The sequence below is a fragment of the Saccharibacter sp. EH611 genome, from assembly GCF_009834765.1.
Lineage (GTDB): Bacteria > Pseudomonadota > Alphaproteobacteria > Acetobacterales > Acetobacteraceae > Saccharibacter.
Genome location: NZ_WVHP01000021.1, coordinates 196,821 through 216,392, shown reverse-complemented (window position 1 = coordinate 216,392; position 19,572 = coordinate 196,821). Strand labels below are relative to the sequence as shown.

Here is a 19,572-nt window from a genome sequence, read left to right as displayed (position 1 = left end):
CTTTCTCGCAAGATAAAAGCATTTTTCCAAAGCGTTCTCTTAAGAAAAACCTGCTATAAGAGCGGACAACCTTATGACATTCTGAGAAAGAAGCCTCTCTTATGGACATCGAGAAAATCGGCGAGACCTATACCAACTTCCGCAATACCGCTGAGGAAGCCTTCAAGCTTCTCGATGGCCTCATCGGCCATATGCAGAATGCTGCCGATAATGGTGACAGCCAAGCTGGGGAATGGGTCGAACAGCTCAAAAAAATCGCCTCCACCTTCCAAGATGGCCAAGGTAGTGCCGATTCTCTTCTTCAGCAATTCCACGGTGTGCTCAGCCTCCTTGGCCAAAAGAACGAAGCAGAAAATAAAGAAGGCGGAGAAAATAGCGGCACTGCCAATATGATCTCCAGCCTCCTGAACTCCGACCTTGGTAAGTCACTCGAATCAGGTGCTATGCAAAATATTGGCAGCACCCTCCTCGGTAAGCTGTTTAAATAAGCTTAGATCATAGACCGTGCTGGTATTACGCCTGCACGGTCGAGTGCCTCCTTCTGACGTTCCGCTAGAGCATCCACGCTGAAATCCTCAATCAGCTCTTGGAACAGCTCATGCCAATTCAGGCGCGCGCCAAGACGTAAGAAAGCACTGCCCAAACCAATCGCAGAACGATCCATCATCACAAACTCACGTGGCAATGTAACGCCACCTGTGCGCTTGAGCCCTTCATAAACACGCTCGAGCACTTCGCGTGCCTCGGCAGGATCATTGCTTTCCTGCATCGTGCAGACACGGTCTGTCATGAGAGGACGGTAGAAGAAACGCGCCCATTCATTAAGCACAGACGCCGTCTCACGAGAGAGATCGCGGAAGCCCCAATCATGATAGGCTTGGTAAGCCCCCTCCTCATCATCACGACGCAAGGCTTCAAATAAGGACACAACCCCTCCTACAAACCGAGGGGAAAACACACGTACCGCACCAAAATCCAGCAGATTTAACCCACCATCCTTACGGATCGTGAAGTTCCCCATATGCGGGTCACCATGAATCACCCCATAACGATAAACGGGACGATACCACGCTTGAAACAGCGCCTTCGCAATCGCGTTACGCTCGTCTTGCGACAGCTCCTCCGCCAACACGGCCTTCATGGAGCGTCCCGGCGTCCACTGCATCGTTAGCAACCGCTCTGTTGTCAGTTCAGCCATCGGCTCGGGCACATGCACATTGGGTGTATCCGCCAAGATCGCTCGGTAGAGGCGCAAATGGCTGGCTTCACGCGTATAATCCAGCTCTTCACGCATCCGCTCTGCCAACTCAGCATAAACCTCATCTTGACGAATCGCAGAACTAAAAAGCCCATACACGCCAAGACCACGCTTGAGCTGGCGGAGGTCGCTATCCATCGCTCCGGCCATACCCGGATATTGCAGCTTACAAGCAACCTCGCGGCCATCAGCCAGCTCGGCACGATGCACCTGCCCCAAAGAGGCCGCCGCAACAGCGTCATGACTGAAGGAACGAAAATATTTCTGCCAGTCAGCCCCCAGCTCCGTTTTCATCCGCCGTTGAACAAAGCTCCAGCCCATAGGAGGCGCATTAGCCTGCAAATGAGCCAGCTCTTCCGCATACTCATCAGGCAACGCACCGGGAATGGTAGAGAGCAGCTGGGCCCCCTTCATCAAGGGGCCTCGCAGATTACCCAGCACGGCACGCAACCCTTCTGCATGCTGGCTGTGGTCAGAACGCAAACCCAGTCTATGGCCGGCCATTCGTGCCGCCACGCCCCCAACAGCGCCGGATGTGCGAAACATACGCTGCATACTGTCCACAAAACCCGTCTTATCGAGGTCGCTTTCACGTGCCATGACCGTTTACCTTCCTCTCTCTTAGACGCTTTCAGCTTCAAGCTGGTCAATCAGCCCGCTAATGACATCCAGCCCACGATTCCAAAAAGCTGGGTCACTGGCATTCAGTCCAAATGGAGCCAGCAAATCCTGATGACGGAGCGTTCCACCCGCTTCAAGCATGGTTTTATACTTCTCGGCGAACCCTTCAGGCTGGTCGCGATACACACCGTACAGCGCGTTCACGAGGCAATCCCCGAAGGCATAAGCATACACATAGAACGGCACATGGATGAAATGCGGGATATACGACCAATAGAGATCATAATCCGGGGTGAAGTTAAAGGCAGAGCCAAGACTCCGCTCCTGCACCTCACGCCAAATCGTACCAATGCGTTCTGCAGACACTTCGCCGCGGCGGCGCTCATCATGAAGGCGCACTTCAAACTGATAAAACGCAATCTGACGCACAACCGTATTGAGCATATCTTCCACTTTAGAAGCGAGAAGATGACGCTTACGCTGCGGTGATGGTTCGGCATCCACCAAAGACTGGAAGGTGAGCATCTCTCCAAAGACAGACGCCGTTTCGGCTAATGTCAGCGGTGTAGAGGAACGGAGATAGCCCTGCTTTTGCCCCGCAAGAAGCTGATGAATACCGTGCCCCATCTCATGAGCCAACGTCATCACATCGCGCGCTTTGCCTTGATAATTCATCAAAATATAGGGATGAACCGACGGCACGACAGGATGGGCAAAGGCCCCCGAGGATTTCCCCGGCACAGCGGCCGCATCAATCCATGGATGGGTCAGGAACGTCTCTGCATGACGGCCCATCTCTGGGTCAAAGCCCGCGTAGGCCTTGTGCACGAGAGCCTTGCCCTCTTCCCAACTCAAACGCTTATCGTCCACGTCCGGTAGTGGCGCATTACGATCCCAATGTTCGAGCTTGTCGAGGCCCAGCCATTTTGCTTTTAAGCTGTAATAGCGATGAGACAGGCGCGGGAAGGATTGGTCAACCGCGCTAACCAGCGCATCCACCACCTCATCTTCCACCATATTCGCCCGGTTACGGCTGCTGACAGGGCGCGGATAACCACGGAGCGCATCTGACGTGGCCTTATCTTTAGCTAATGTATTGGTGATACTCACCAACAAATGCTGCTTCTCGGCCAGCGCTTGGCTAATCGCCTTTGCTGCGGCTTCACGCTTAGTGCGATCCTTATCGGTCAGTTGTGTAAAGACGTCATTAATCGGGAGATCTTTACCATCAAGCGAGGCTGTCAGCCCGGCCATTGTCTCATCAAAGAGACGCACCCACGCATCACGTCCAGAGACAGATGTCTCCATCAACACACGCTCAACCTCATCAGAAAGCTGATACGGACGGAACACGCGTAGATCACGCAAATAAGGCTGCCAAGGCGCAAGGGCTGGATCTTTCAGCGCTGTAGCGACGGCCTCATCGCTTAGTCGGTTTAGCTCAAGGGAAAAGAACAACAAATGCGTTGAAAGCGTCGTGATGCGCTCCCGCACCGCTTGGGCAAAGCGCCCACATTCTGGGTCTGTTGTATGGGCCGCAAATAACAGCTGAGCATAGGAACCAATCTTTCCAAGGCCTTCCTCAATCTCCTCATACGCGCTGAGTGCTTGAGCAAGAGAGGCGGGCGACGCCTCTGAAAGCTGGCCTTTCCAGCTCTTTTCAAAATCTTGTGCCGCCTTCTCCAGACGTGTGAAGTCCGCTTCTAGGGCTGGATCTTCAGGAGAGGCATAGAGATCAGATAAATCCCAACGTGGAGCAGGCACCGCCCCTTCTTGGGCCGTGTCCGTCGTTTGGTGGGGAGAAAATGAACGGGGAGAAGCAAATGGTACAGTCATCATCCCGTCAGACTAACCCGAACTGCGGATGGTGGGAACGCCCTTTCTTCACTGTTTTATGAGCGCTCCCTTCCACCATTAAGCTGAAAGACTGCTGAGATCCTCATCCTCATAGCCGATTATCCGCGCATAATCCTGAGGCACGACATGCCAAAATTGCGGCAAAATATCCTCCCATGCATGGAGTAAGCTCGCAGCATAGGCACTGCCCGTTTCTGTCACATGCCGTTCTACCAGACTGCGAAGCTCATCTGCCCAGCGCGGCACGGTAACACGTTTCCATGTCAGCGTATCGCCATTGACACGGGAGGCGAACCCGCCGTCAATGTCCAGCACATAGGCCGTTCCTCCCGTAAAGCCTGCGCCAAAATTATCGCCAACCTTACCCAGAACAACCACCGTGCCGCCGGTCATATACTCACAACCATTAGACCCGCAGCCTTCCACGACCGCCACAGCACCGGAATTCCGAACCGCAAAACGCTCACCGGCTTGCCCTGCCGCAAACAATGCTCCCGCCGTCGCACCATACAGAACCGTATTGCCGACAATAGAATTCTCAGACGACTCCCAATGCGCTGCTTGGCTTGGACGAAGCACCAACGTGGCTCCTGACAGCCCCTTACCGACATAATCGTTGGCATCGCCCTCGACATCAATCCGCAAGCCATGCACGGCAAAAGCCCCCAGAGACTGCCCTGCAGACCCTCGCAACGATAAAGTCAGATGTCCTTCAGGCAGACTATTCATGCCGAATTTACGCGTAATCAACGACGAAATCCGAGTGCCCACAGCGCGATGCGTGTTCCGCACGTCATATTGCAGATGCAGCTTCTCACGTCGTTCAAAGAGAGGACGTGCGTCATTGATAATCTGCGCATCCAAGGTGTCGGGCACGGCATTACGCCCTTCACGCGTGCAATAACGCGCATACCCGCCGGCGTCTGCCTGCACGAGCAGAGAGTTCAAATCCAGATCATCAAGATATTCCGCACCACGATAAACTTGGTGCAGCATATCTGTCCGTCCGATTACGTCGGTCAGTGACCGCACACCGAGACCTGCCAAGATTGTACGAACCTCCTCAGCAATAAGCGTGAAGAGATTAATGACTTTCTCAGGAGAGCCCTCAAACTTTTTACGAAGGTCTTCATCCTGCACACACACACCAACCGGACAGGTATTGGAGTGGCATTGCCGCACCATGATGCAGCCCATCGCAACAAGAGCGGCCGTCCCAATGCCGAACTCCTCAGCCCCCAGCATGGCTGCGATCACCACATCACGCCCGCTCTTAATTCCGCCATCAACGCGCAAAACAAGGCGATGACGCAAGCGGTTGAGCATTAAGACCTGATGCGCTTCACTCAGCCCCATCTCCCACGGCAAACCTGCATGGTGAATGGAGGATTGAGAACTTGCCCCCGTACCACCTGAATGGCCAGAAATCAGAATAGCGTCAGCTTTAGCTTTCGCCACACCCGCCGCAATCGTCCCAATCCCTGTGCGCGCTACAAGCTTTACGGTGACGGTTGCATCAGGGTTGATCTGCTTGAGGTCATAAATGAGCTGAGCAAGGTCTTCGATGGAGTAAATATCATGATGCGGTGGGGGTGAAATCAACGTCACACCCGGCGTTGCATGACGCAAGCGGGCAATCAGCTCTGTCACTTTAAAGCCGGGCAACTGCCCGCCTTCACCTGGCTTGGCACCCTGTGCAACCTTAATCTCAATCTCGCGGCAATCATTGAGATATTCAGCGGTGACACCAAAACGACCTGAAGCCACCTGCTTAATCGCTGATGACGCGTTATCACCATTAGGGCGTGGATAGGCCCGTGACGGGTCTTCTCCCCCCTCGCCTGAATCAGATTTCGCTCCAATGCGGTTCATCGCAATCGCAAGCGTCTCATGCGCTTCTGGGCTAAGTGCCCCTAGCGAGATCCCCGGAGCGACCAAACGATGGCGGATTTGGGTGATCCCTTCTACATCGTCCACGTCGATTGAGCGAGCCGATGTGCGGAAATCCAGTAAATCACGCAAGGCAATCGGCGGTTGAGCCCGCAATGCCTCACTATAACGACGATAAAGCTTTGAGCTATTGGCCGTCACAGCTGTTTGAAGCAAATGCACCACTGTAGCTGACAGGGAGTGAACCTCCCCTTTCGGACGGATTTTATACCGTCCGCCAACTGGCAGGGTGACAACACCTTCCTGACCCCAGGCTTTTTTATGCGCATGCAGCACATGACGCGCGATCCCCGATAGACCAATGCCGGAAATACGCGAGGCCATACCCGGGAAGAACTCCGACACCAGAGCACGAGACAGCCCCACGGCCTCAAAGTTATACCCACCCCGATAAGAGGCCACGAGTGAAATCCCAGCCTTGGACATGATCTTGAGCAGGCCTTTATCCACCGCTGTGCGATAACGTTGCATCGCTTCGCCTAGCGTCATGCTGCCCAGAAGGCCACGACGCACACGGTCTGCAATACCATGCTGTGCAAGCCACGGATTAACCGTGGACGCCCCGACACCGATCGTCACCGCAATGCCATGCACATCAAGGGTTTCGGACGTCCGCACATTGACCGACGTAAAGGTACGCAAGGACTGGTTGATGAGATGGCGGTGTACCGCGGCCGTTGCCAAGATCATCGGCACCGCCACGCGCTCAGCTCCGCTATGCTCGTCTGTCAGGAAGAGATGGCTACAGCCCCCGCGCACCGCATCTTCTGCCTGACGGCTCATCTCTGTCAGAGCACGACGCAAACCGTTCTCGCCCCATTCAATAGGGAAGGTGCAGTCAATCACGGCGCCTTGTGTGTCACATACCTGACGGAGTTTATCGAACTCACCATTGGTCAAAATAGGACTGGAAAGCTGAAGAAGCCGACACTGGCTGGACGCTTCCTCCAAAATGTTGCCTAGGTTCCCCATGCGTGTGATGAGGCTCATCACACGCGTTTCCCGCAAGCTATCAATCGGCGGGTTCGTCACCTGACTAAACCCTTGGCGGAAATAATGCGCCAAGCCTCGATAATGACCCGACAGCACCTGAAGCGGTGTGTCATCTCCCATAGAACCAATCGCTTCTGCCGCATTGGCGACCATTGGCTGAAGGATGGTTTCCATCTCTTCATAGGTCAGGCTTACCGCGAGCTGACGACGACGAAGCTCTTCGACAGCAAGAGCCCCTTTCTCATGCACATCTGCTAAAAGCGGGCTAATGTCCTGAATTTGGTCAACCCAGCGCTCAAAATCTTGCCGCGATGCAAGCAGCTCCATCACCTCATCAGGCGCATAGAGCTGCCCTTTTTCCAAATCCAACGCTAAGGTCTGCCCCGGCCCTAGGCGCCCACGCTGCAGCACAGCGTCATCAGGAACACGCACCATGCCGGTTTCAGAACCAACGATCAGCAGACCATCTTTGGTGATACTGTAGCGCAAAGGACGCAACCCTGCGCGATCCAGCCCCGCAATCACCCAACGCCCATCGGTGCCGCACAGCGCCGCTGGGCCATCCCACGGTTCAATCACTGCATTGCAATAGCGGAAAAACGCCTTCACTTTTGGGGACATGGACGAATTCGCCCCCGCAGAAGCCGGCACGAGCAGGGCCTTAGCCGCCGTAGCATCACGCCCAGCGAACGTCAGAAGCTCGAAAATATTATCCAAGGCCGCCGTGTCAGACCCCGCAACTTGGACAACGGGTTTAAGTGCGTCCATATACGGGTCAAGATCGGGATGCGACAGGCGCGTTTCATGCGCACGCATCCAGTTCACATTGCCTGACAGCGTATTGATCTCACCATTATGAGCGATCTTGCGGAAAGGCTGCGCTAACTTCCATGTCGGGAACGTATTGGTCGAATAACGCTGATGATAAATCGCAAAACGCGACACAAAGCGCTCATCCAGCAAGTCCGGGTAAAAATCTGTTAGATTTTCAGCTAGGAACATGCCCTTATAAATCACAGAACGGCATGACAGCGAGCAGATATACACATCGACATGCGCACTGGCTGCAGCCTTCTCAATTCGCCGTCTGATCACATACAGATCACGCTCAAACGTTTCATCGTCACGCCCTAGCGTGTTGCGGATCATGATTTGTTCAATTTCCGGCCGCGTCTCGTTAGCTTTTTCGCCGATATAAGACGTGTCGATAGGCACCTGACGCCAGCCATAAATCCCGTAACCGAATTTTAAAATCTCGGTTTCAATAATCTGGCGACCACTCTCTTGCGCCCCTAAATCTGTGCGCGGAAGAAAGACCATACCAACAGCAATGCGCCCTTCAACCACGACATCACCACCGCTATAAATAGCCTCCGCAAAGAAGTTTTGTGGGATCTCGATATGGATACCCGCACCATCTCCAGTCTTCCCGTCAGCATCCACAGCGCCGCGGTGCCAGAGATTCCCCAGCGCCTCGATGCCAGCCTTTACGACAGAACGTTTTGGCGCCCCATCAAGAGCGGCCACAACCCCCACGCCGCAGGCATCATGCTCCTGCTGTGGATCATATACATCGCTCAAGCGCTCAACATTGTCCTGATACTCACGAACAAACGTACGATCTGACATTATGCATTCTCCTGAGCTGGCTGTGAGAGCGTTGTTTTCTGCGAAAGATGCGTGTGAATAGCCGCCGCCGCGTCACGGCCATCGCGGATCGCCCAGACCACTAAACTGGCCCCGCGCACAATATCACCACCCGCAAACACACCAGAAAGGCTCGTCTCATACCCTCCTGTTGGCACTTTGAGCGTGCCCCATGGCGTCACCGCGAGCTCCGGCTCATGCCATTGGCCCGGCAAATCTTCTGGCTCAAACCCTAGGGCGCAAATGACCATATCCGCCCGCAATGTATTGTGCCCCCCAGATGGCTCGACCATACGACGCCCCTGCTCATCCGTGGCACCAAGGCGCATCTCTTTGAGGCGCACGGCATGGACATGATCCTCACCAATAAATGCTTCAGGAGCGGCGAGCCACTGGAAGTAAGCCCCCTCTTCTTCTGCATTCGCGACCTCTTGGCGAGAGCCGGGCATATTGTCGCGATCTCGACGATAGGCGCAGGTAACTTTTTCCGCCCCTTGTCGGATGGCGGTGCGCATGCAGTCCATCGCGGTATCACCCCCGCCAAGAACAACCACATGCCGCCCCTTCGCATTCAGATCCTCTGAAGGGTTGTGAGACTCTTTAAGGTAATCCAGCGCCTCAACGACCCCATTCATCCCCACACCGGGAACCTTCACCTGACGTGAGCGATACACACCCGTTGCTAAGAAGACCGCATCATGGCGTGAGCGAAGCGCCTCAAGGGACAGCTCACCATCCTTAGATCCAATAGCTTGGCCAAGATGGAACATAATCCCCTGCTCTTCTAGCAGACGCCACCGACGCTCAACGACCTCTTTATCCAACTTAAAGCTGGGAATGCCATACATCAACAGTCCGCCCGGCTTATCCTGACGCTCATAGACATGAACCTCATAACCTTTCGCACGCAAGCGCTCCGCGCATGCAAGCCCGGCGGGGCCTGAGCCAACAATGCCAATGCTCTGCCCGCGGTCATGATGAGGGAGAGCCGGCTTCACCCAGCCCTCTGCAAACGCTGTCTCTGTAATAAACCGCTCGACAGCACCGATCGTTACGCTGCGAAACCCTTTATGAATCACACAATTGCCTTCACACAGACGATCCTGCGGGCAGATACGACCACAAATTTCTGGGAAGCTATTAGTGGATGAAGACAGCTCATAGGCCTCTTCAAGCCGTCCACTTGCCGCCAAGCGTAACCATTCGGGAATCACATTCTCAAGTGGACAATGCACCGCACAAAAGGGAATTCCACATTGAGAGCACCGCGATGCCTGTTCTTCAGCTCGCTCTAATGAAAAACCTTCATAAATTTCGTGACTATCATGCCGACGCTCCGATGCCGGACGTTTCTCTGGAGGATGCTGAGAGCAGCTTACAAAACGCAACATTTTCTCAGTCATGAGCGCAATCTCCTTCGCGACAACGCCCGCACTACCGACGGAACGCACAGCACATCACTATAAATATATAAGGGGGGAACCCCCGCTGGTCTCACGATATACGCCGAAATAAACAAATGAATAGGCAGTAATACTTACCTTTTTCCTTAACATAATATATCCGCCATCTATAAATGAGAATTATTCACAACAAAATTAGTCCGTTTTGGCCCTATCCCCTCTCCTGATCTTTTTTAACCTTTCATGCATTTTGCATATTGACGGCCTCCCTTCAGATGCGTAGAAAGCACCTCACCAGCTCGGTAGTCATTAATGACAAATCGAGAGCCTCTTTGCCCAGATGGCGGAATTGGTAGACGCGCAGGCTTCAGGTGCCTGTGTCCTTCGGGACGTGGAAGTTCGAGTCTTCTTCTGGGCACCATATAAGCCACCACAATTTCAGATGGCTTATCTTTTCTCTCTATTATTATCTGGTGACATCATGAACGATCCGCGTAACGTCGTCATTCATCTTCATGACGGAGACCTACCGGACGCTCTAGACCTTGGTTCGGTTGTTGCCATTGATACTGAAACGATGGGCCTCAACCCTCATCGTGATCGACTGTGCCTTGTCCAGCTTTCTTCAGGCAATGGAGAAGCCCATCTTGTCCAAATCAAGCCAACCCGCCTTGGTGGACGAGGGTATGATTGCCCCAACCTGAAAAAACTCCTTACAGATGCTTCTGTAACGAAGCTGATGCATTTCGCACGTTTCGATGTTGCCGTTTTACAGCATAATCTTGGTATTACGCTTACCTCTGTCATCTGCACAAAAATTGCAGCACGGCTTGTTTATACCTTTACCGATCGTCACGGCCTTGCTTATCTTTGTCGCGAACTTCTCGGTATTGAACTCTCTAAACAGCAGCAAAGCTCTGATTGGGGCGCGATAAACCTTACAGAAGACCAAAAGCGTTATGCTGCTGCCGATGTTCTTCATCTGCACGCGCTATGGAAAAAACTTGAGGCGATGCTTATTCGTGAGGAACGCCGCGACCTCGCCCAAGATTGCTATAACTTCTTGCCGACACGTGCCAAGCTCGATTTGCTAGGCTATGATGTCTCGGACATCTTCGCACACCGCGCCTAACGCGGATTGTGGTTGTGTTATGACTGCTCAACCCCTCACAGCAGCCCGTAAAGCCCTCACCGTAGAACGTGAAGGGCTAGAACGCCTTGAACAGGCGCTTAATGGGCCTTTAGGTGTTGCGCTTGAGCAGGCTATTGCACAGATTCTGTCCGCTCCTGGCCGCCTTATCATTACTGGTATCGGGAAATCAGGACATATTGGACGTAAGATCCAAGCGACATTAGCCTCTACAGGCACTCCTGCCCTTTTCCTCCACCCTGCTGAAGCTGCACATGGTGACCTAGGCATTATTCAGCCTGGCGATATTGTCTTAGCTCTCTCTAGCTCTGGGGAAAGTGTTGAACTCGCCCCTCTCCTCGCTTTTGCCGCTCATAATGCTCTTCCTCTGATTGGGATAACATCCTCAGCGAAATCCTCTTTAGGACGCTCCTCTACAGTCTGCCTGCTCTTACCTCCTGCCCAAGAAGCATGCCCTCTTAATCTCGCCCCAACGACATCATCGCTTCTACAACTCGCCCTTGGCGATGCTCTCGCCATCGCTCTCATGGAAAAACGGCACTTTACGTCACAAGATTTCAGTCGCCTCCATCCCGCAGGACAAATCGGAGCGCGTTTACGCCCCGTGCGTGAATTGATGCATACGGGCTCGTCTATGCCCCTTGGCCCCCCCACTTTGCCGCTGCGTTCAGTCATTATTGAAATGACGCGCAAAGCATTTGGTTGCATAGGAGTTGTGGATCATGAAAGGCGGCTTTGCGGCCTCATCGCGGATGGCGACTTACGTCGTGCTTTGAAGCGTGATCTTGACCGTACCACGGCAGCCGACATCATGAATCCAAACCCATTAACGACCAGCCCCGGGACGTTAATGCAAGATGCGCTCCATCAAATGCACGACCGCGCTGTGCCCGTTAGTAGCCTCTTCGTCCTTGATGACCAGCAGCGGCCGCTTGGTATTTTACATCTGCATGACTTTTTGCAAGCAGGTGTTCTATGACGGACAAACCCTCTCCACACCGTGAGGATTTCACTCATAAGCAGGGGAGCGAGCCCCTCCGTAAACTGGACGCTCTCCGCAAAGCCGCGTTCCAGCGTGTGCGCCGCCCCCCAACAGCTGAGGCTATGGCACGCCGTCGCTCGCGCCTCACTCTGGCGAAATGGGCATTACCGTCGCTCGCTGGGGTTCTGCTGGCCTCTATCGCCATTTGGCCAGAGCTTAACCACCTTGTTCATCAAGACCGCGCCATTCTCCGTGAGATGCGCCAGCTCCATATTGATAGTGGCGCCATGGAGCATGCTGTATATCGCGATATTGATTCGCATAATCATCCTTATACGCTGACAGCACAGACCGCTCGCCAACTTGGTGACAATCATATTGACCTTAATCGCCCTGAAGCGGATATCATGCTCCCTCGTGGGGAGTGGATGCATATCCGTGCCGATCGCGGCGTTTACCTACAGCATGAACAAACCCTCAACCTTGATGGGCACGTGGTCATGTACCGTAATGATGGCACGCTTTTAAATACCCCGTCGGCTGACATGGATATGAAACAACAAGTCATCGCAACCCATGACTGGGTGCATGCCGAAGGGCCTTTTGGAACCCAAGACGCTCAAAGTGCGTTTCTTGACCAAGAAGAAAACATTGTTCAATTTATGGGGCCGGGCTTAACTAACCGTTTTAATGATTTAACACCTCACCCCCCTTCTGTTTCGACGAATAAAAGGCCATAAAGGAGGCATGATGCGTTCTTCTTTTTCTCTCTTTCTGGCCTCCTGCACGGCGTTTACGGCGCTTTGTTCCTCCGCATTCGCAGCGTCAACCTCTGTTGAGCCTAAAGCGTCTGACCGCTCTCATGGTCAGGTGGTTCATCTCTACTGGAAAAAAGAAGAAATTTACGACCGGAATCAGCAAACCGTTACCCTGACAGGAGGGGCGCGAGCACAACGTGGCGATATTACCGTCGATGGCGATGTGCTGATCGGTTACCTGCGCCATAAAGCCGCTAACCCTGCTGCTCCTAAAAAAGAAAACGCTTCTGGTGATTCTTCTATGGAGCTTTACCGCGTAGAGGCCCGTGGACATGTGCATGTGTACAATCTACGCGACCAAGGCTGGGGCGATCACGGGCTTTATGATGTTGATAAAGCCGTCATGATCATGACCGGTAAAAACATGAAGTTCACCACGCCACGCCAAACCATGACGGCCCGTGACTTGGTTGAATATTACCCCAATACGCATGTCTCCATCGGGCGTGGAGAGGCAACAGTCACCACCACAGATGGCCATCGTATTATTGCTGATGTGCTGGAAGCTATTGGGCTTTCTAACCAGCAGAAAGCCCAAAATGCTGCTGATGCCGCACGTTCTGGGCAAGCACCATCCAATTCAAGCCTTGACCGTGCTTATGGGTGGGGCCACGTCGTGATCCGCACCCATAACCAAGTCGCTACGGGGGATCGTGGCGTCTATCTCTTTGGCCCTCAGCTCGCGCGTCTCATTGGCCATGTTCATGTGACACAAGGGCAAAACCAAAATAATGGGTCACAAGCAATTGTGGATATGAAGACCGGCATTTCCCACATGCTTCCCGGCACGGATTCCCCTATTCAGGGGCTTGTTGTTCCCAATGAGGCCAATCAATAATGGATACTGACCTCCCGTCTTATATCAATAAAGGGCTCGCTGCTCGTGGAATCGGCAAGAGCTATAAAAAGCGAGCCGTCGTGCAGAATGTCTCGCTCCATGTGCAACGTGGCGAGGCTGTTGGTCTGCTCGGCCCTAATGGCGCGGGGAAAACCACGAGCTTCTACATGATTGTCGGCCTTGTTCCGGCTGATACAGGCAGTATCACCCTTGAAGGGTCTGATATCACACCGCTCCCTATGTATCAGCGCGCCCGCTTAGGGGTTGGCTACCTCCCACAGGAAGCAAGTATCTTCCGTGGATTGACCGTTGAGCAAAATATCATGGTCGCGCTGGAAGTTATCGAATCCGATCGTGACAAACGCCAAGAAATGCTTGATGGGCTTCTCGCTGAATTCGGGATTACGCGTTTGCGTCGCTCCCCGGCCCTTGCTCTCTCCGGTGGGGAACGACGACGCCTTGAGATTGCTCGCGCGCTTGCGAGCCAACCCAATTATATTCTACTCGATGAGCCTCTGGCTGGGATTGACCCCATTGCTGTGAGCGAGATTCGAGACCTCGTCTCTCACCTCAAAGATCGCGGGATCGGTGTGCTGATCACCGATCATAATGTGCGCGAAACACTTGAGATTATTGACCGTGCCTATATCCTCCATAGTGGAAAAGTCCTTATGGAAGGCACGCCCGAGGCCATCGTCGCTAACGAAGATGTACGCCGCGTTTATCTTGGCGAAGCCTTCAGCCTTAAATAAATCACACAGCTTTTATAGACACTCCCCCTGCGCTTCCTAATGCAAAAGCGCAGGGGTTAGCTCATTATCAACCATGGCTTGGAGAGCGCTTGCTTCGTCTTCCATGATCGCCATAGGTGTTCCATCAGCAGCATGAATAGCCACCCGAAGAGCGCCGTCCTGTATGACAGAACGGCAATAAGCGACTTCGGACATGCCTAATGTACGCAATTCCTGCCCGGTCATGGCCCGCGTACGGGCCAATAAAACCTCTAATGAAACAGTGGGTGTTTCTTTCTCATCGCTCAATATCAAACCCTCCAGCATATTCCGTAGGAAGCCCTAGCTCTCGCACAGAACGCGTACGCTCACTCGGTTCAGCAGAAGAGGGAGCGGGAGGCTCTTTCCCCTGTTTACCTTGCGCAATAGCGATATGCCGAACACGCACTTCCGGCTCCGGACGCAAAAGGTCAATATGAAGCAAGCCATTATCAAGCCATGCTCCAGCAACCTCAATCCCTTCAGCTAAGACAAAGGCCTTGTGGAATTGACGTGCTGCAATACCACGATGGAGGAACACACGTCCCTGACTATCATCCGCTTGTCGGCCACGAATGACGAGCTGATTATCTTCTTGAGTAATCTGCAAATCATCCATCACAAAGCCTGCAACCGCGAGCGTAATGCGCAGCGCCGTATGGCTGAGCTGTTCAATATTATAGGGTGGATACCCATCTGAGGTTGATTTTGACGCACGTTCAAGCATTTGTTCCAGATGGTCGAAGCCAAGAAACATGGGGGATGTAAATAAACGACTAGACACAAATAATACGCCTCCTCAAGGAGCGAGACCAACATGAGAGAACCCCAACATGGGCATTCCCTTGCTGATAAGCATATGTGGTTTTGTAACGACTTTTCAAGCAAACAACAGAAGCACGTTGTTGAAAGACTGGCATTCATCGCTCTGCCTCGCTAAAATCTCCCTTATGAATGATCTGGATTTTCTCAAAACGATTGAGGATGTGGCCCCAACGTCCATCCTCGTCGCCCCTGCGCCTGTCTTGAGGCAACAAGCACGCGAGGTCACCCCTGATGACGTGCGCGCTGTGCGCGATGCACTCCCAGGCATGTTCTCAGCCATGTACAAAGCCCCGGGCATCGGTCTTGCCGCTCCCCAAGTTGGGATCAGTCAGCGCTTCGTGCTCGTTGACGTTGCACGCGAAGACGAAGAACGCGCTCCTATGGTGCTCATTAACCCGGAAATCATTGATGAGAGCGAAGACCTCGCTGCACGCGAAGAAGGCTGCTTGTCTCTTCCCAATCAATATGCCGAGGTTGTCCGCCCCGATGCTGTCAAAGTGCGCTACCGCACACTTGCTGGTGAGGTGATTGAGCAAGAAGTGGATGGGCTACTCGCCACCTGCATTCAACATGAGATTGACCATCTTGATGGCGTTCTTTTTGTTGATTATCTCTCCAAACTCAAACGCAATATGATCTTGCGTCGCTTGGCCAAAGAACAAAAGCGGAGATAACGCGCCTTATGCGGCTCATTTTTATGGGCTCGCCAGATTTTTCTGTGCCAGCTCTGCATGCTCTTCGTGATGCCGGCCACGATATTGTGGCCGTGTACACCCAGCCTCCTCGCCCAGCGGGCCGCGGGAAAAGCCTGCGTCGCCAACCCGTGCATGAAGCAGCCGATGCGCTCGGCTTATCGGTGCGCACTCCTGCTCGTCTTCGGAATAATCACGAAGAGCATGAAGCGTTTGCCGCCCTTAACGCAGATGCTGCAATCGTCGCCGCTTATGGTTTGATCCTTCCTCCGGCCATTCTCAACGCCCCCCGCAAAGGGTGTTTGAACATTCATGCAAGCCTTCTGCCCCGCTGGCGTGGTGCCTCCCCCATTCAATCAGCCATCCGTGCAGGCGATCGCGAAAGCGGTGTGTGCATTATGCAGATGGATGAAGGGCTCGATACAGGTGCGGTGCTGCTTGAAGGCCGCACGCCCATTGCGCCAGACGATACAGCAGGCTCATTGCATGATCGCCTGTCAGAGCTTGGCGCACAACTGGTCGTCAAAGCCCTCGCAGAATCTCCGACAGCCATCGCGCAAGATGATAGCCAAAGCTGTTACGCCCCACGTCTAAACCGCACAGATGGACGTATCGACTGGTCTCGCTCTGCCCGTGAGATCGACCAGCAGATCCGTGCCTTTACCCCTTGGCCTGGCAGCTTCACCCATTATAAGGGCCAAGTCCTCCGCATTGGGGCCGTTACACCATTAGAGACGCCTGCTTCCGCTCCGGCGGGAACCTTGATCAATCATGAACTGCATGTCGCCTGCGGGCGTGGCGTTGTACGGATTGATCGCTTGCAAAAGCCGGGCCGTGCCATGATGGATAGTGCCGCTTTCCTCCGTGGCAACAGTCTTTCGACGGGGGATCGCCTTGATTGATGATAGCGCGCCGCCCCATGTGCGCCGTTGGGCCATTCGTGTTGAATTTGATGGCCGCAATTATGTCGGCTGGCAGCGCCAAAAGAGCGGTCTTTCTGTTCAACAACTGATTGAAGAAGCCGCCTACCGCGTCGCTGCAAACCGTCCTGTGAGCAGCATTACGGCGGGACGAACCGATTCAGGGGTTCATGCTGCCGGCCTCGTCGCACATCTGGACTTCCCCGCAGAAGCCAATATCACCGCCAAAGCCGTGCGGGATGGAATCAATTATCACCTAAAACCCCACCCGATTGCTATTTTGGAAGCAGCACTCGTCCCACCTCACTGGAATGCGCGTTTCTCAGCCACATGGCGGCGCTATTGCTACACCATTCTCAATCGCCCTGCACGGCCAGCGCTCTTAGATGGAACGGTTTGGCATATTCGCCAGTCTCTTGATCTGGATGCCATGCAGCAAGCCGCGAACTATTTGATCGGTCGGCATGATTTCTCTTCCTTCCGGGCAGCAGCATGTCAAGCACGAGACGCCCTACGCACGTTGGACGAGCTTAGCATTACACGTCAGGACGATAAGGTTCTGATCCACACGCAAGCACGATCTTTTTTGCACCATCAAGTTCGCAATATGGTTGGTACATTGGCTCTTGTTGGTAGCGGTCAATGGCCAGCCGAACGCGTCAAACACGCTCTTGAGGCAAAAGACCGTTGCAAAGCAGGCCCAACGGCCCCAGCTGATGGATTATGTTTGATGGATGTCGGCTATCCTGAAAACCCGTTTGATCCCTCATAACGGGTTTTCCTCTGCCCCTTAAACGCCAAAGCGTTCCATGAAATGCTGGTAAATTTGCGTGAGCTCTTCAAGCGATTGCACACCGACATGTTCATCACATTTATGCATCGTGGCCCCAACAAGGCCGAACTCTGCAACCGGTGCATAATGCGTCATAAAACGTGCATCCGATGTTCCACCGCCTGTATCAAGCTTCGGTTCACGTCCCGTCACGTCCTTTACCGAAGCACTGAGCTGTTGGACGGCTTGCCCCGGCTCCGTCAAGAACGATTCCCCGCTCACAGCAATTGACACGGACGCTTTCGGTGCCCAGCGTGCAACAACCTCTTTTATCCAAGAAGCCAAACTCTCACCGCTATGACAGTCATTAAAGCGAATATTTAGGCGCGCTTGTGCCTCACCGGGGATGACATTCGTCGCTTTGTTGCCCACATCAATACTGACAACCTGAAGCGATGACGGCGCAAACCACTCGCTTCCTTTATCAAGACAACGGGCCGTCAGCTCATGAAGAGCCGAGATGAGATGATGCACAGGATTATCGGCCAAATGCGGATAAGCCACGTGTCCTTGCACACCCGGAACCGTAATCACAGCATTAAGACTGCCACGCCGGCCAATTTTAACCACATCCCCTAATGCAGAGGGGTTGGTTGGCTCTCCCAACAGGAAGAAATCTGGGATTTTATCCTGCTCTTTCATCCATTGAAGCACAGGTTTTGTGCCAAAATGGGCGGGCCCCTCTTCGTCCCCTGTAATCAGGAACGATAGCGTGCCTTTGAGCGGATTTTTCTGAAGATGACGCGCCACAGCCGCAACGAAGCAGGCAATACCTCCCTTCATATCGGCTGTACCGCGCCCGTAGATCTGCCCATCACGCACCACACCAGCAAAGGGATCATCCGACCATCCTTCACCCGGTGGCACGACATCTGTATGCCCCGCTAGGCACAGAGACGGACGCCCTTGCCCCAGTTGAGCATAGAGATTAGGCGTTGGTGCCTCTTCTGGCCCGAAGTCCAGACGATGCACCTCAAACCCCATTCCCGCCAACGCGTCACTCATAACGCCAAGCGCCCCATCATCTGCGGGGGTTACCGAACGGCAACGTAGAAGCGTTTGTAAAAACTGTAATGGGTCGGTCGGGAAAGAAGTCTCGTTCATGATCTTAGTCGCGCAACAGATCGTTGATCGATGTTTTAGAACGTGTCCGCTCATCCACACGCTTCACGATCACAGCACAAGCCAGAGCTGGGCCGCCGGGGGTCTTTGGTGGCAAGGTGCCCGGCACAACCACAGAATAAGCCGGCACACGGCCCATATGGATGTCACCGGTTGCACGGTCAATAATCTTCGTGGATGCCCCAAGGAAAACCCCCATGGAGAGCACAGAGCCACGCTCCACTATCACACCTTCTGCCACTTCAGAACGCGCACCAATAAAACAATCATCTTCAATGATGACAGGAGCTGCCTGAAGAGGCTCCAGAACGCCACCAATACCAGCACCACCGCTAATATGGCAGTTCTTACCAATCTGAGCACAGGAACCAACGGTTGCCCATGTGTCCACCATTGTGCCGCTTTCAACGCGGGCACCAAGATTAACAAAGCTTGGCATCAGCACCACACCCGGTGCGATATGGGCGGAACGACGCACTACCGCCCCAGGAACAGCACGGAAGCCCGCCTTAGCAAAGTCTTCTTTGCCCCAATCGGCAAATTTCAACGGAACTTTATCAAACCCCGGGGCCCCACCGCAGGCATTGGCCATTGGCTCTGAGTCATAAAGACGGAAGGACATCAGAACAGCTTTTTTCAGCCATTCATGAACCACACGACCTTCTGACGTATTTTCTGCAACGCGGAACGTGCCGTTATCCAGTCCGGCAAGAGCGGCTTCAATCGTTTCGCGAGCGCTGCCCTCTGTCTTGGAACTAAGGCTATCACGGTCTTCCCAAAGGGCGTCAATGCTGGCGCGAAGAGCATCATGCTGCATGAAAATAATCCAACTTCTTTAGATGAAAATAGCAGACCGAACCATGCGCGGAGTTGAGGTGGAAGTCAACATGGACA

17 protein-coding genes and 1 tRNA gene are annotated in these 19,572 nt (G+C 53.6%); 10 read left to right on the top strand and 8 right to left on the bottom strand.

What is annotated here, in order from left to right; all coding sequences use genetic code 11:
* Positions 1-101 precede the first annotated feature (101 nt).
* Positions 102-488, top strand: coding sequence for a hypothetical protein (locus GS535_RS06310; protein ID WP_160791272.1), 387 nt, complete (start codon positions 102-104; stop codon positions 486-488).
* A 2-nt stretch (positions 489-490) separates the two neighbouring features.
* On the opposite strand, the gene GS535_RS06305 is transcribed toward GS535_RS06310, so the two are convergent.
* The 4 genes from GS535_RS06305 to GS535_RS06290 all read right to left on the bottom strand — a co-directional run bounded on the left by GS535_RS06305 (position 491) and on the right by GS535_RS06290 (position 9,729).
* Positions 491-1,858 carry an AarF/ABC1/UbiB kinase family protein gene (locus tag GS535_RS06305; RefSeq protein WP_160791271.1) on the bottom strand — a complete coding sequence of 456 codons (1,368 nt, stop codon included), beginning with the start codon at positions 1,856-1,858 and terminating at the stop codon, positions 491-493.
* A gap of 21 nt (positions 1,859-1,879) precedes the next feature.
* Positions 1,880-3,718, bottom strand: a complete 1,839-nt coding sequence (locus GS535_RS06300; RefSeq protein ID WP_370518129.1) for a M3 family oligoendopeptidase — start codon at positions 3,716-3,718, stop codon at positions 1,880-1,882.
* Positions 3,719-3,793: 75 nt separating this feature from the next.
* The gene (gltB, locus tag GS535_RS06295; protein ID WP_160791270.1) at positions 3,794-8,308 is read right to left on the bottom strand and encodes a glutamate synthase large subunit; all 4,515 of its coding nucleotides are present in this window, start codon (positions 8,306-8,308) and stop codon (positions 3,794-3,796) included.
* Positions 8,308-9,729: an NAD(P)-dependent oxidoreductase gene (locus GS535_RS06290; protein ID WP_160791269.1), complete on the bottom strand. Its 1,422-nt coding sequence runs from the start codon at positions 9,727-9,729 to the stop codon at positions 8,308-8,310. The genes gltB and GS535_RS06290 overlap by 1 nt, the downstream gene beginning before the upstream one ends.
* 334 nt (positions 9,730-10,063) lie before the next feature.
* Here GS535_RS06290 and GS535_RS06285 point away from each other — a divergent pair.
* The 6 genes from GS535_RS06285 to lptB all read left to right on the top strand — a co-directional run bounded on the left by GS535_RS06285 (position 10,064) and on the right by lptB (position 14,269).
* Positions 10,064-10,150: transfer RNA gene (locus GS535_RS06285), tRNA-Leu, on the top strand.
* Between the two features lie 60 nt (positions 10,151-10,210).
* Positions 10,211-10,861 (top strand): ribonuclease D, encoded by a 651-nt coding sequence (locus GS535_RS06280; RefSeq protein ID WP_160791268.1) that lies wholly within the window; start codon positions 10,211-10,213, stop codon positions 10,859-10,861.
* 19 nt (positions 10,862-10,880) lie between these two features.
* Positions 10,881-11,858 carry an SIS domain-containing protein gene (locus tag GS535_RS06275; protein WP_160791267.1) on the top strand — a complete coding sequence of 326 codons (978 nt, stop codon included), beginning with the start codon at positions 10,881-10,883 and terminating at the stop codon, positions 11,856-11,858.
* Positions 11,855-12,601: an LPS export ABC transporter periplasmic protein LptC gene (lptC, locus tag GS535_RS06270; protein ID WP_160791266.1), complete on the top strand. Its 747-nt coding sequence runs from the start codon at positions 11,855-11,857 to the stop codon at positions 12,599-12,601. The genes GS535_RS06275 and lptC overlap by 4 nt, the downstream gene beginning before the upstream one ends.
* 10 nt (positions 12,602-12,611) lie before the next feature.
* Positions 12,612-13,517 carry an LptA/OstA family protein gene (locus tag GS535_RS06265; RefSeq protein ID WP_160791443.1) on the top strand — a complete coding sequence of 302 codons (906 nt, stop codon included), beginning with the start codon at positions 12,612-12,614 and terminating at the stop codon, positions 13,515-13,517.
* Positions 13,517-14,269 (top strand): LPS export ABC transporter ATP-binding protein, encoded by a 753-nt coding sequence (gene lptB, locus GS535_RS06260; protein ID WP_160791265.1) that lies wholly within the window; start codon positions 13,517-13,519, stop codon positions 14,267-14,269. The genes GS535_RS06265 and lptB overlap by 1 nt, the downstream gene beginning before the upstream one ends.
* 36 nt (positions 14,270-14,305) lie before the next feature.
* On the opposite strand, the gene GS535_RS06255 is transcribed toward lptB, so the two are convergent.
* Together GS535_RS06255 and GS535_RS06250 are read right to left on the bottom strand one after the other, a co-directional pair.
* The gene (locus GS535_RS06255; RefSeq protein WP_237442211.1) at positions 14,306-14,557 is read right to left on the bottom strand and encodes a DUF1150 family protein; all 252 of its coding nucleotides are present in this window, start codon (positions 14,555-14,557) and stop codon (positions 14,306-14,308) included.
* Entirely contained in the window at positions 14,547-15,071 is a 525-nt protein-coding gene (locus tag GS535_RS06250; RefSeq protein WP_160791263.1) for an Hsp20 family protein, read from the bottom strand. The genes GS535_RS06255 and GS535_RS06250 overlap by 11 nt, the downstream gene beginning before the upstream one ends.
* 166 nt (positions 15,072-15,237) lie before the next feature.
* Between GS535_RS06250 and def the strand changes: the two genes are divergently transcribed.
* The 3 genes from def to truA are packed head-to-tail and all read left to right on the top strand — an operon-like array spanning position 15,238 to position 17,496.
* On the top strand, positions 15,238-15,786 hold the full coding sequence (def, locus tag GS535_RS06245; protein WP_160791442.1) for a peptide deformylase: 549 nt from the start codon (positions 15,238-15,240) through the stop codon (positions 15,784-15,786).
* Positions 15,787-15,794: 8 nt separating this feature from the next.
* A complete protein-coding gene (gene fmt, locus GS535_RS06240; protein WP_160791262.1) occupies positions 15,795-16,706 on the top strand; it encodes a methionyl-tRNA formyltransferase in 912 nt (303 codons plus the stop codon).
* A complete protein-coding gene (gene truA / locus GS535_RS06235) occupies positions 16,699-17,496 on the top strand; it encodes a tRNA pseudouridine(38-40) synthase TruA (RefSeq protein WP_160791261.1) in 798 nt (265 codons plus the stop codon). Before fmt ends, truA begins: the two co-directional genes overlap by 8 nt.
* An 18-nt stretch (positions 17,497-17,514) precedes the next feature.
* Here truA and dapE read toward each other — a convergent pair whose 3' ends face one another.
* Complete coding sequence (dapE, locus tag GS535_RS06230) at positions 17,515-18,660, bottom strand: succinyl-diaminopimelate desuccinylase (protein WP_160791260.1); 1,146 nt, start codon at positions 18,658-18,660, stop codon at positions 17,515-17,517.
* Between the two features lie 4 nt (positions 18,661-18,664).
* Positions 18,665-19,495 (bottom strand): 2,3,4,5-tetrahydropyridine-2,6-dicarboxylate N-succinyltransferase, encoded by an 831-nt coding sequence (dapD, locus tag GS535_RS06225; RefSeq protein WP_160791259.1) that lies wholly within the window; start codon positions 19,493-19,495, stop codon positions 18,665-18,667.
* Between the last annotated feature and the right edge of the window lie 77 nt (positions 19,496-19,572).